Source organism: Variovorax gracilis (assembly GCF_030317115.1).
GTDB lineage: Bacteria > Pseudomonadota > Gammaproteobacteria > Burkholderiales > Burkholderiaceae_C > Variovorax > Variovorax gracilis.
Genome location: NZ_JASZYF010000003.1, coordinates 89380 through 101150, shown reverse-complemented (window position 1 = coordinate 101150; position 11771 = coordinate 89380). Strand labels below are relative to the sequence as shown.

Sequence of the window (11771 nt, the reverse complement as noted above, 5' to 3'; positions counted from 1 at the left end):
GCGGCCACAGGCCGCACCGGCTCCATCAGTTGAGCGGCGCGCCGCGGATCGTGTCGGCGGATTTCTGGAGCTGGCGCTCCATTTCCTCCGTGAGGTGCGATCTGCCCCACCAGCCGAGGTGATCGATCAGCCAGCCGCCGACAAGCACCATCGAGAGGACGCCAAGAGTGTAAAGGTCTGAATCCATGATCCGCTTCCCTTCCGGTTCGATGGCTCCAGTCTGTACGGACGCCGCCCGGCTGTGAATCTGCCAATCGACAGGTGTTGTAAATGGAAGGCGTACAGCTTTTGACATTGCGCCGCGAGGGCGCCCGTGTCTAGCCCCTGCCCGATTTGCGCTGGGCTCCGAGCGCCTTGGCCCGTTCCTTCTGCAATTCCTTGAGCCGCGCCACCTGGTCGGGGCAATCGGCCTGGGTGCCGATCAACACCACCGGATTGCGCCGCAGGGCGGTGACGGATTTCTCGACCTGTGCCGGATCGCGATGCTTGACCACCAGCCCGGCGGCCACGGCCGCCTTGGACTGCTTGAAGAAGGCCTTTTCGAATCCAGGCGTGCCGCAGCGCGCCGCAATCACGCGGTAGTCGGCTTCCTGCTGCTCGCCCGACACGTCGGCAGGCTGCGCGCCCGCGGCCCACGGAAGGCAAGTGGCTGATAACCAGAGCAAGGCTCGGACGTTGAAGCGCGCTTTCATGTCACCCTCACTTCCGCACCGGGCGGATGGAAGTTGAGAGTGATTTTCCGCCGATCAGTTGCAGCGCCGGAACAATCTTTGCGGCAGCCCACGCTCAGCTGATGAGCTGGTTCTTCAGGGCGTAGTACGTCAGGTCGCTGTTGGAGGCGAGGTTCATCTTCTCCATCAGGCGGCTGCGGTAGGTGCTCACCGTCTTGACCGAGAGCGAGAGATGCTCGGCAATGCTGCCTGCCGTCTCACCGGTGGCGAGTTTCAGGAACACCTGGAATTCGCGCTCCGATAGCTGCTCGTGCGGCGCCGCGTCGTTCTTGCGATCGAGTTGGCGCGCCAGGAGTTCGGCCACGGCCGGAGTGATGTAGCGCCGGCCCAGCGAGATGGTGCGGATGGCATCCACGATCTCCTTGGGGTCGCATTCCTTGTTGAGGTAGCCGCTCGCGCCCTGGCGGATCAGGTTCATCGCGTAGTGCTCCTCGGGGTATCCGCTGAGGATCAGGATGCCGGTGTCGGGTGCCTTGGCACGCACCATCGCGATCGCGTCGATCCCGCTCTGGCCCGGCATGGAGAGGTCCATGACCAGCACATCGATCTCGTGGGATCGCACCAGGTCGATCGCTTCGCGTCCGGTGGCCGCTTCGCCGACGACGCGGAGGTCGACGTGTTGCGAGAAAAAGTCCTTCAGGCCCGTCCGCACGATCGCGTGGTCGTCCACGATTCCGATCTTGATCATCTCTTGCTCCTCAAGTTATTGGCCGGGTGAGCATGCGGCCGACACCTGCCTTCGCATGTCTGCGGGCGACCCGAGCGCGCGTAGGACAAGCCGTGAATCAGCTTGCAGGATAAGAAGAGATCGAGGAGGAATCAGGGGGAGATCGCCGCGTCGACGATCTTCTGGGCTTCGTCCAGGATGCGGCGCAGGTGGTCGGCGCCGCGAAAGCTCTCGCCGTAGATCTTGTAGATGTTCTCGGTGCCCGAGGGACGAGCGGCGAACCATCCGCCCTGGGAGATCACCTTGATGCCGCCGATCGCGGCGCCGTTCCCGGGCGCATGGCTGAGCACACTTTCGATCTTGTCGCCGGCGAGTTCGCTGGCCCCGAGCTGTTGCGGCGAGAGCGCCGAGAGTTGCTTCTTCTGCTGGGCCGTTGCAGGCGCATCGATGCGGCTCGCGACCGGATTGCCGAACTCGTTCGCCAGGTCGGTGTAGAGCGCACCGGGGTCGCGGCCCATGCGTGCGGTGATCTCCGCCGAGAGGAGCGCGGCGGTGATGCCGTCCTTGTCGGTGGTCCATGCCGACCCGTCACGGCGCAGGAAGGTGGCCCCAGCGCTTTCCTCGCCGACGAAGCCGAGGGAGGCGTCGAGCAATCCATCCGCGAACCATTTGAAGCCGACCGGGACCTCGTAGAGACGCCGGCCGAGCCGTGCCGCGAGGCGATCGATGAGCTGCGTCGAAACGACCGTCTTGCCGACTGCCACCTGCGGACCCCATTGCGGGCGATGCTGGAACAAGTAGTCGACGACGACCGAGAGGTAGTGATTCGGCGCGAGCAGGCCCGCGCCGCCAGTCACGATGCCGTGCCGGTCGTGGTCGGTGTCGCAGGCACAGCCGACGTCGAAACGGTCCTTGATCTCGAGGAGCCGTTGCATCGCGTAGCCCGAAGAGGGGTCCATGCGGATCTGGCCGTCCCAGTCGAGAGTCATGAAGCCGAAGCGCGGATCGACCGTGTCGCTGACGACGGTGAGGTCCAGCTGGTAGCGGTCGGCAATCGCCGACCAGTAGTGCACGCCGGCACCGCCCAGGGGGTCGACGCCCATGCGGACCTTGGCTTCGCGGATCGCATCCATGTCGATCACCTGTCCCAGGTCGCCGACATACGCGTCGAGGAAGTCGTGGCGGTGCGTGGTCGCGGCCTTCAGGGCTGTCGCGTGGGGCATCCGCTTGATGCCGTCGAGTCGCTGTTCGAGGTAGCGGTTGGCCGCGGCCTCGACCCCGCCGGTGATGTCCTGCCCGGCCGGTCCGCCATTGGGCGGGTTGTACTTGAAGCCCCCGTCGCGTGGCGGATTGTGCGAGGGCGTGATGACGACGCCGTCGGCGAGCCCGCCCTGGCGTCCCCGGTTGTAGGTCAGGATGGCATGCGACAGGGCCGGGGTCGGCGTGTATTCGTCGTTCGTCGCCAGCATCACGTCGACGCCATTGGCGGCAAGCACTTCGAGAGCGCTGTCGCACGCCGGCTGTGACAGCGCGTGCGTATCGATGCCGAGGAACAGCGGCCCGTCGATGCCTTTGGCCTTGCGGTAGTCGCAGATCGCTTGCGTGACCGCCAGCACGTGCCACTCGTTGAAGGATCGATCGAATGCCGACCCCCGGTGGCCGGACGTTCCGAAGGCGACCCGCTGCGCCGGGATGCCGGGGTCGGGAACATCCGCGTGGTAGGCCGCGACGAGCGCGTCCACGTCGATGAGGGATTCGGGCGGGGCCGGCTTGCCGGCGAGGGGACTGATGCGTTCGGCCATGATGGTCCTCAGGCTGGGCGCGCATGCCTTGCCAATTGCTCTTTCGCGGCAGCGACGACATGCGCGGCGTCGAAGCCGAAATGCGCCTCGGCGACCTTGCCTGGCGCGGAGAGACCGAACGAGCGCATGCCGATGATGGTGCCTCGGCGACCGACATAGCGCTCCCAACCCAGCGGCGAAGCCTCTTCCACGGAGACGCGTGCCTCCACCGAGGGCGGCAGCACGCTGTCGCGGTAGTCGTCGCTCTGGCGTTCGAAGAGATCCCACGAGGGCATGCTGACCACGCGCGAGGCGATGCCTTCGCGCTGGAGCTGTTCGTAGGCCGCCATGCACAAAGTGACCTCGCTGCCGCTGGCCAGCAGGAGCACGTCGGGCTTGCCGTCCGGCGCGTCGGCGAGCACATAGGCGCCCCGGGCGACACCGCTGGCGCTGGCGTAGCGGGTGCGGTCGAGCGTGGGCAGCGCCTGCCGCGAGAGCACCAGGCTCGCGGGGCGATCCGTCAATTGCATCACGACCCGCCAGGCCTCGACGACCTCGTTGGCGTCGGCTGGGCGAAGCAGCGTCATGCCGGGCATCGCGCGGAAGGATGCGAGCTGCTCGACAGGCTGGTGGGTGGGTCCGTCCTCGCCCATGCTGATCGAATCGTGGGTCCAGATGTAGATGACCGGAATTCCCATCATCGCGCCGAGCCGAACGGCGCCGCGGCAATAGTCGGTGAAGATGAAGAAGGTGGCGGCATAGGCGCGCAGCCTTGACAGCGTCATGCCGCTGGCGATGGCGCACATGGCGTGCTCGCGAATGCCAAAGTGGAAATTGCGTCCACCGTAATTGCCGCTCTTGAACTCCCCCGCCTGTTCGAAGCCGAGCGCCGTCTTGGTCGATGGCGACAGGTCGGCCGCGCCACCCAGGAGCCACGGCACCTGCCTGGCGATGGCGTTCAGCACCTTGCCCGAGGATTCGCGCGTGGCCATGCCCTTGGTGTCGGCGGCGAACGCGGGCAATTCGCTATCCCAGCCTTCGGGCAGCTCGTGGCGCTGCATGCGGTCGATCTCCGCCGCGAGTTCCGGGTAGTGCGCCCGGTAGGCTGCGTACTGCGCATTCCAGGCGTCGTGTTCGCTGGTGCCACGCTCGCCGAAATGCGCCTCGAAGTGGCCCCGCACGCCTTCGGGCACGGCGAATTGCGCGTCCGGATCGAAACCGAAGAACTTCTTGGCGAGTCGGACTTCCTCCGTGCCGAGCGGCTCGCCGTGCGCCTCCTTGGTGTCCTGCTTGTTCGGCGCGCCGAAGCCGATGTGGCTTCGCACGACGATGAGCGTGGGCCGGTCCTGCGTCGCGTCGAATTCGCGCAGGCTGTGTGTGAGCGCTTCGAGGTCGTTCGCATCGGCGACGCGGAGGACCTTCCAGCCGTAGGCTTCGAAGCGTGCGCCGACGTCCTCGTCGGAGGTGATGGAGGTCGCGCCTTCGATGCTGATCTGGTTGTCGTCGTAGATCCAGCACAGGTTGGCAAGCTTCAGGTGTCCGGCGAGCGATGCTGCCTCGGCGCTCACGCCTTCCATCATGTCGCCGTCGCCGCACAGGGCGTAGACCTTGTAGTCGAACAGCTCATGGCCGGGCCGGTTGTAGGTGGCCGCGAGCCAGCGCTGTGCGATGGCCATGCCGACGCTGGTGGCGACGCCCTGGCCGAGCGGGCCGGTGGTGGTCTCGACACCCGACGTCCACGCGTATTCGGGGTGGCCGGTGCAGCGGCTGCCTTCCTGGCGGAAGTTCTGCAGATCGGCCATCGTCACTGCGAGGCCGCCTTGCTCGGCGTAGTGCGGCCCCTTCGCTTTCACGCCGCACAGGTGCAGGAGGCTGAAGAGCAGCGCCGAGGCATGGCCGACCGACAGCACGAAGCGGTCGCGGTTCGGCCAGTCGGGGTCATTCGGGTCGTAGCGCAGGAAGCGCTGCCACAGGCAGTAGGCGACGGGCGCTGCGCCCAGCGGCGTTCCGGGATGGCCCGAGTTGGCCTTCTGCACCGCGTCGATGGACAGGGTGCGCAGCGTGTTGATGCACAACAGGTCCAGCGGCGGTGCATCGTTGTTCATGATTTCTTTTCCGCGTGGCCGCCGAACTGGTGCCGCAGGGCCGACAGCACTCGATTGGAGAAGTCCGCCTCGCCGCGCGAACTGAAGCGGGCGTAGACCGCGGAGCTCAGCACCGGCGCCGGCACGCCTTCGTCGATCGCGGCCTGGAGGGTCCAGCGGCCCTCGCCGGAATCGGAGACGCGCCCCTGGAAGTCCGACAGGTCCGGATCGGCGGCGAGCGCGGTGGCCGTGAGGTCGAGCAGCCAGGAGCCGATCACGCTGCCGCGCCGCCACAGCTCGGTGATCTCGGGCAGGTTCATGTCGTACTGGTAGAGCGTGGGGTCGCGCAGCGGCGTCGTCTCGGCGTCGATGTCGTGCGAGCGCTTGCCGATGTTGGCGCCGCGAAGGATGTTGAGGCCTTCCGCATACGCGGCCATGAGTCCGTACTCGATGCCGTTGTGCACCATCTTGACGAAGTGGCCCGCGCCGTGGGGGCCGCAGTGCAGATAGCCTTGATCGGCGGTGCTGGCGCCGGGTGCCCGGCCGGGCGTCGGCGCGTGCTCGCCGGCGCCGGGCGCCAGTGTGGCGAACAGCGGCGAGAGGTGCTGCACGGTCTCGGTTTCGCCGCCGATCATCAGACAGTAGCCGCGGTCGAAGCCGGCGATGCCGCCGCTGGTGCCCACGTCGACATAGTGCAGGCCGCGGGCACGGAGTTCGCTGGCGCGGCGGATGTCGTCGCGGTAGTAGGAGTTGCCGCCGTCGATGACGATGTCGCCGGGCTCCAGCAGCGGCGTCAGCGTGGCAAGCGCGGAGTCGACGACTGCCGCGGGCACCATGAGCCAGATTGCGCGAGGCCGCGCAAGCTTCGCGACGAAATCCTGCAGGGTGGCCGCGCCGGTCGCGCCCTGGGCGGCCAATCGCTCGACGGAGGCCGGGGCGTTGTCATGCACGACGCACTCGTGGCCTCCACGCATCAGGCGGCTCGTCATGTTGGCGCCCATGCGTCCGAGTCCGATCATGCCGACTTGCATCGCGATGCTCCTGTGAGTCCGGTTTGGGTTGAGGTGTGAGCGCGCCCTTGCCGGACGAGTTCCGGAGAAGTCGGGAGCGGCCGGCGATCATCTTCCCGCCCAGGCAAAAAGTCGAGCGGGTGTCCGGGCGGGCGCTGCCAGGCGCTAGAGCAGGTCGCTCGGAACGAACCAGGAGAAGAGCAGCAGCTTCAGCCGCACCAGCGCATTGGCATCGGGCTCTTCGTTGAGCACGAGGTTCTCGCCGTCGGTCGTCACCCATTGGATCTGGTCGGTGCCGGGCTTCAGGCGGACTTCGTACACGCTTTCGACGTTGTCGACCTGAAAGGCATCGAGCAGCCGGTGCGCCACCTCGTAGCCCTCGAAGCGCACGCCCAGCTCGGTGTTGATGTAGGCCGAGCGCGGGTCGAAGTTCAGCGAGCCGACGAGCGCCCATTCGCGGTCGATCAGCGCCAGCTTGGCATGCAGCCGCCCGCGCGACTGGCGGAACACCTTGCGCAGGTTGATGCTGCGCTTGATCTGCTCCGAGCTCACCTCGTAGAGCGTGACGCCCATCCGCAGCATCTCGACGCGGAAGCTGTTGTAGTTGATGTTGACGAGCGGCTCGTCCGTGTCCGCCAGCGAGTTGGTCGCGACGGTGATGCGGATGCCGCGGGCACGCAGCCGCGCAATGTGGTCCATTCCCTGCTCGCCCGGGATGAAGTACGGCGTGATGATGTTGATGTCGGACTTGGCGAGGTCGAAGAGGGCGCGCATGCGCTCGGCCACGGTGGGCGGGCGATGCTCGGACTGGTGGTCGCCGTCCACGCGCAGCGCTTTGGTCGGGGAGTCCGCCACGGCATTGGCGCGTGTCGGGATCAGTTCCAGCTTGCCATGGGCAATCGCCGCGCTGACGGGTGGATCGCCGAACATGTCCGACTCCGGCGGAGGCTCGGGCGGCGGCGCCTGGGTCTCGGACGCGAGGGTGTCGAACGCGGCCCGCAACGCCTCGGGCGTTTCGCTCGATGGGACGATGTCGTGCAGCGGGTAGACGACTTCGCTGTTCCAGTAGTTGTCGAAGATGGTCTCGAGTTCGTCCACGACGGGGCCGGCCGCGAGCATGTCCAGGTCGATGAAATTGGCGCCCGCGCTGCGCAGGAAGTATTCGTCCGCCAGGTTGCGCCCGCCCACGATCGCCACGGCGCCGTCGGCAACGAAGAGCTTGTTGTGCATCCGATGGTTGAGCCGGCTGAAATCGCCCGCGAAGCTGAGCCAGCGTGTCGCGGTGTGGTCCCTGCCGGTCACGAAGGGGTTGAACAGCCGGACTTCCACGTTCGGGTAGGCGGCCAGGCCGAGCAGCAGGGGATCGAGCTTCACCGTGTAGAAGTCGTCGAGGAGCAGCCGCACGCGCACGCCGCGCCGCGCGGCGTCGCGCAGTTCGCGCAGGATCAGCTTGCCGGTCTTGTCGTTGCCCAGCAGGTAGTACTGCAGGTCGAGTGAGGCCTGGGCGTGGCGGATCAGGGCGATTCGCGCATCGAGGGCGAGGGCGCCCTGAGGGATCGCCCGCGCTCCCGATACGCCGTTGCGCTGCCCGTGGAAAGCCGCGGTGAGCTTCCTCAGTTCCGTCGCCGGCGAGGCTGTGACGGCGGGGCTGTACGGCGTGACCGAACGCGATGGCAAGCCTGCGCAGCCCGAAATCAGGCAGACGAACGCGATTGCCAGGCAACGAAGCATTGAGGCGGACATCGCGGGAAGGCTGGGCATCAGCTTGGGATGTTGCGGGCAGCGGATCGTAGCCGGCCGGCGAAATGCGCGCGCCGCCATCGGGGGAATCGGCGTCTTTGCATTGCGTTCACATTCCGTTCATGAATAGAATGCGAATTGTTATCAATTGCAATCAACATCAACCCAATGCGGATCAATTTCGGGCGGCGCCAGGCCGCCGCCATGCTCGCCGGCTGCCTTGCCATCAATCTCCAACAACAGGCATTGGCGCAGACGGGAGGTCCGACGACCCTGCCCGAGGTCCGGGTCGACGCGAACGCCGAGGTCGAGACCGCGACCTCGCCGGTCGTCGGCTACCGGGCCAAGAATGCGATGTCCGCGACCAAGACAGACACGTCTTTGTCCGAGACACCGCAGTCGGTGACCATCGTGACCCGCGACCAGATGACGGACCAGGGCGCGAACAACGTCCAGGATGCATTGACCTACGCCGCCGGCGTGCGCTCGGACGCGTACGGCGTCGATTCGCGTACCGACAGCGTGCTGATCCGCGGCGGCAATCCGGACGAATACCTCGACGGGCTGCGCAAGAATTTCGACTACTACACCAGCAACGCGCGCACCGAGACCTACACGCTCGAGCGCATCGAAGTCCTGCGCGGCCCTGCGGCCATGCTGTACGGGCAGGGGAGCACGGCGGGCGTCATCAACATGGTGAGCAAGCGGCCGCTGGCCGACACGCAGCGTGAAGTCGAAGTGCAGTTCGGGAGCTGGAACCGCACCCAGATCCAGACCGACCTCACCGGAGCCTTGACCGAAGACGGCCAGTGGCTCTACCGCCTGATCGCAGTGGGCCGCAATGCGGATACGCAGGTGGACTACGTGCGCGATGATCGCCAGCTTGTCGCTCCCTCTCTCACGTGGCGACCGAACGCGGCCACCACGCTGACGCTGCAGGCGCTCTACCAGAAAGACAAGACGGGGTCGACCTCGCAGTTTTTCCCCTGGGAAGGCATGGTGCTGCCGAATCCGAACGGCATCCTCCCCACCCGCCGGTTCATCGGCGAGCCGGGGTACGACCGCTACGACACCGAACGCTCGACGGCGGGGTGGCTTTTCGAGCACCGGTTCAACGACCAATGGGCGGTGCGCCAGAACCTGCGCTACACGCACAACGACGTCGACTACACCGGCTTCTACGGGGACTCGTTCACGGTGCCGGGCGGCTGGGCCGGCGATCCGGAGAACAAGCGCCTGTTCGGGCGCTTCTGGGATTCGAGCATCACCAAGGTCAACATGCTGCAGGCCGACCAGTACGTCGAAGGCCGTTTCAAGACCGGCGCCGTCGAGCATCAGGTGCTCACCGGGTTCGACTACGCGCGCTACTCGATGAACAAGCGCTCGGGCGTCGACTATCCGATCTACCTCGGCGGCACCCAGCCGCTCATCGACGCCTATGCGCCGGTGTATGGCCAGCCCTTCCCGACCTACGAACTGGTCGACAGCCCCAAGTCGACGCAGCGACAGTACGGCGTCTATGTGCAGGACCAGATGAAGTTCGCGAAGAACTGGATCGTCCTGGCCGGGTTGCGCCATGACGAAGTCACCAACGGCCTGGTCGGCAGCGACGATGAGAAGAGCGACGCGACCACCAAGCGCTTCTCGCTCATGTACGCGGCGGACAACGGCATTTCGCCCTATATGAGCTATGGCGAATCCTTCACGCCGGTCGCGGGCCTGAACGCGAACAACGAGCGCTTCACGCCGCAACGCGGCAAGCAATGGGAAGTGGGCATCAAGTACTTGCCGACCGACCGCCCCATCCAGGCCACCGCCACGGTCTACGACTTGCGGGAGGACAACCGCCTGATCCTCGATCCGAATGGCGGCATCGACTACGTGCAGGCCGGCAGCACCAAGACGACCGGCGTCGAGCTGGAGGTCAAGGCCACGCTGGACAAGGCCCTGGATGTGCTCGCCTTCTACAATTACACGAACGTCGACCCCCAGTTGACCCAGGTGCCACGCAATCAGGCGGCAGTGTGGGCCAAGTACCGATTCATGGTTGCCGGCATGCCGGGTTTCTCGGCCGGTGCCGGTGTGCGATGGATGGGCAAGTTCCAGGACGGCGTGGCCCCCGAGACTCCGGCCGTGACTTTGCTCGATCTCATGATCGCCTACGAAACGGCCAAGTGGCGCCTGGCGCTGAATATCAACAACGTGACGGACAAGTCCTATAACTCGGTCTGCTTGTCGCGCGGCGATTGCTGGTGGGGTGCCCGCCGCAATGCAGTGGCCAGCGCGACCTACCGCTTCTGACGCTTCTGCAAGATCCCCATGATGAACAGCCGCCGAATCAAGACCTGGGCCTGGGTTCACAAATGGAGCAGCCTGGTCTGCACCGTGTTCATGCTGCTCCTGTGCATCACGGGGCTGCCGCTGATCTTCCACCACGAGATCGGGCATTTGCTGGGCACGGAGGTCGAAGCGCCCAAGATGCCTGCCAACACACCGCGCGCGAGCCTGGACCGTGTGCTCGAGAAGGCCAAGGCGCTGCATCCGGATCGCGTGGTGCAGTACGTCTCGCAGCCGGAGGACGACGACGCGATCTGGTTCGTCACGCTCACGCCTACGCCGGCGCCGACGGACGACTTCAAGCAGGTCGCCGTCGACGCGCGCACCGGCCAGGTGCTGGCGCAGCCGAAGACCGACGAGGGCTTCATGTACGTCATGTTCAAGCTGCACGTCGACCTGTTCGCGGGGCTTCCCGGCATGCTCTTCCTCGGCTTCATGGGCTTCTTGCTGCTGGTGGCGATCGTCTCCGGCGTGGTGCTGTATTCGCCCTTCATGCGGAAGCTGGATTTCGGCACGGTGCGGCGCGAGCGCCGGCCCCGCCTCAAGTGGCTGGACCTGCACAACTTGCTCGGCATCGTGACGCTGGTGTGGGCCTTCACGGTCGGCGCGACCGGCATGATCAACACCTGGGCCGAACTCATCGTCAAGTACTGGCAGCACGACCAGCTCAGCGCGCTGCTCAAGCCGTACCAGGGACAGCCGACGGTGCCGGCCGCGGAGCGGGGATCGGTTCAGCAGTCGCTGGATGTGGCGCTGCAAAGCGCGCCGGGCATGAAGCTCTCGTTCATCGCCTTTCCGGGCACGGCGTTCTCGAGCCCGCACCACAACACCTTCTTCCTGCGCGGCAACGAGCCCTTCACGTCGCGGCTGTTGAAGCCGGTGCTGGTCGATGCCCAGACCGGCGCGATCACCGCCAGCCCGAGGCTGCCTTGGTATCTGACGGCGCTGCTGGTGTCGCAGCCGCTGCACTTCGGCGACTACGGTGGCATGCCGATGCAGATCCTGTGGGCGGTGCTCGACATTGCCACCATCATCGTGCTGGGCAGCGGGATCTACCTGTGGCTCAAGCGCGGGCACACGGTGTCGGCCGCGGCGAAGGCGGACCACGACCCGCACGCAGTGCATGCTCCCCTGGCACAGCCCGCTTCCACGGCGACGGCAAAGGCAGGCACATGAAGCCGCACCGCGGTCACTTCTGGCGCCTGTGGGGCTGGCCGATCGTGCTGGGGCTGCTGACCTGCATCGGACTGGTCTCTGCGCTGTTCAGCGACGGCGGGCTCGGGGATGCGCTGGCGTGGGTCACGCTCGGAATTCCGGTCGGGGTGGGTATCTGGTTCGGCTGGTGCCGTCGTCGACCGCGGCATCCATAAGTCGGGCGCGGCCCGCGGCGCCATAGGGTCTTGCCCTCCGCGCAGGCGGCG

Annotated in this window: 10 protein-coding genes; 3 read left to right on the top strand and 7 right to left on the bottom strand. The window is 66.3% G+C overall.

Going from position 1 to position 11771, the window contains the following annotated elements; translation table 11 throughout:
* Positions 1-25 precede the first annotated feature (25 nt).
* The 7 genes from QTH97_RS08360 to QTH97_RS08330 all read right to left on the bottom strand — a co-directional run bounded on the left by QTH97_RS08360 (position 26) and on the right by QTH97_RS08330 (position 7950).
* The gene (locus QTH97_RS08360; protein ID WP_286567666.1) at positions 26-187 is read right to left on the bottom strand and encodes a hypothetical protein; all 162 of its coding nucleotides are present in this window, start codon (positions 185-187) and stop codon (positions 26-28) included.
* 130 nt (positions 188-317) lie between these two features.
* The gene (locus QTH97_RS08355; protein WP_286567665.1) at positions 318-692 is read right to left on the bottom strand and encodes a hypothetical protein; all 375 of its coding nucleotides are present in this window, start codon (positions 690-692) and stop codon (positions 318-320) included.
* 94 nt (positions 693-786) lie between these two features.
* Entirely contained in the window at positions 787-1419 is a 633-nt protein-coding gene (locus tag QTH97_RS08350; protein WP_286567664.1) for a response regulator, read from the bottom strand.
* Between the two features lie 131 nt (positions 1420-1550).
* Positions 1551-3200 (bottom strand): phosphoglucomutase (alpha-D-glucose-1,6-bisphosphate-dependent), encoded by a 1650-nt coding sequence (gene pgm, locus QTH97_RS08345; protein ID WP_286567663.1) that lies wholly within the window; start codon positions 3198-3200, stop codon positions 1551-1553.
* Positions 3201-3208: 8 nt separating this feature from the next.
* Positions 3209-5284, bottom strand: a complete 2076-nt coding sequence (tkt, locus tag QTH97_RS08340) for a transketolase (RefSeq protein ID WP_286567662.1) — start codon at positions 5282-5284, stop codon at positions 3209-3211.
* Positions 5281-6294: a phosphogluconate dehydrogenase (NAD(+)-dependent, decarboxylating) gene (gene gnd / locus QTH97_RS08335; RefSeq protein ID WP_286567661.1), complete on the bottom strand. Its 1014-nt coding sequence runs from the start codon at positions 6292-6294 to the stop codon at positions 5281-5283. Before gnd ends, tkt begins: the two co-directional genes overlap by 4 nt.
* Before the next feature lie 144 nt (positions 6295-6438).
* A complete protein-coding gene (locus QTH97_RS08330; RefSeq protein WP_286567660.1) occupies positions 6439-7950 on the bottom strand; it encodes a phospholipase D family protein in 1512 nt (503 codons plus the stop codon).
* 231 nt (positions 7951-8181) lie between these two features.
* Between QTH97_RS08330 and QTH97_RS08325 the strand changes: the two genes are divergently transcribed.
* From QTH97_RS08325 to QTH97_RS08315, 3 genes are read left to right on the top strand one after another with little or no spacing between them, the layout of a single operon-like run.
* Positions 8182-10314 carry a TonB-dependent siderophore receptor gene (locus QTH97_RS08325; protein ID WP_286567954.1) on the top strand — a complete coding sequence of 711 codons (2133 nt, stop codon included), beginning with the start codon at positions 8182-8184 and terminating at the stop codon, positions 10312-10314.
* Between the two features lie 21 nt (positions 10315-10335).
* A complete protein-coding gene (locus QTH97_RS08320; protein ID WP_286567953.1) occupies positions 10336-11526 on the top strand; it encodes a PepSY-associated TM helix domain-containing protein in 1191 nt (396 codons plus the stop codon).
* Entirely contained in the window at positions 11523-11720 is a 198-nt protein-coding gene (locus QTH97_RS08315; RefSeq protein ID WP_286567659.1) for a hypothetical protein, read from the top strand. The genes QTH97_RS08320 and QTH97_RS08315 overlap by 4 nt, the downstream gene beginning before the upstream one ends.
* Positions 11721-11771: the final 51 nt, after the last annotated feature.

Bases quoted from the DNA above. Each gene is read 5' to 3' on its own strand.
- QTH97_RS08355 (WP_286567665.1), bottom strand. From the start codon at position 692: ATGAAAGCGCGCTTCAACGTCCGAGCCTTGCTCTGGTTATCAGCCACT.
- QTH97_RS08315 (WP_286567659.1), top strand. From the start codon at position 11,523: ATGAAGCCGCACCGCGGTCACTTCTGGCGCCTGTGGGGCTGGCCGATC.
- pgm (WP_286567663.1), bottom strand. From the start codon at position 3,200: ATGGCCGAACGCATCAGTCCCCTCGCCGGCAAGCCGGCCCCGCCCGAA.
- QTH97_RS08360 (WP_286567666.1), bottom strand. From the start codon at position 187: ATGGATTCAGACCTTTACACTCTTGGCGTCCTCTCGATGGTGCTTGTC.
- tkt (WP_286567662.1), bottom strand. From the start codon at position 5,284: ATGAACAACGATGCACCGCCGCTGGACCTGTTGTGCATCAACACGCTG.
- QTH97_RS08350 (WP_286567664.1), bottom strand. From the start codon at position 1,419: ATGATCAAGATCGGAATCGTGGACGACCACGCGATCGTGCGGACGGGC.
- gnd (WP_286567661.1), bottom strand. From the start codon at position 6,294: ATGCAAGTCGGCATGATCGGACTCGGACGCATGGGCGCCAACATGACG.
- QTH97_RS08320 (WP_286567953.1), top strand. From the start codon at position 10,336: ATGAACAGCCGCCGAATCAAGACCTGGGCCTGGGTTCACAAATGGAGC.
- QTH97_RS08325 (WP_286567954.1), top strand. From the start codon at position 8,182: ATGCGGATCAATTTCGGGCGGCGCCAGGCCGCCGCCATGCTCGCCGGC.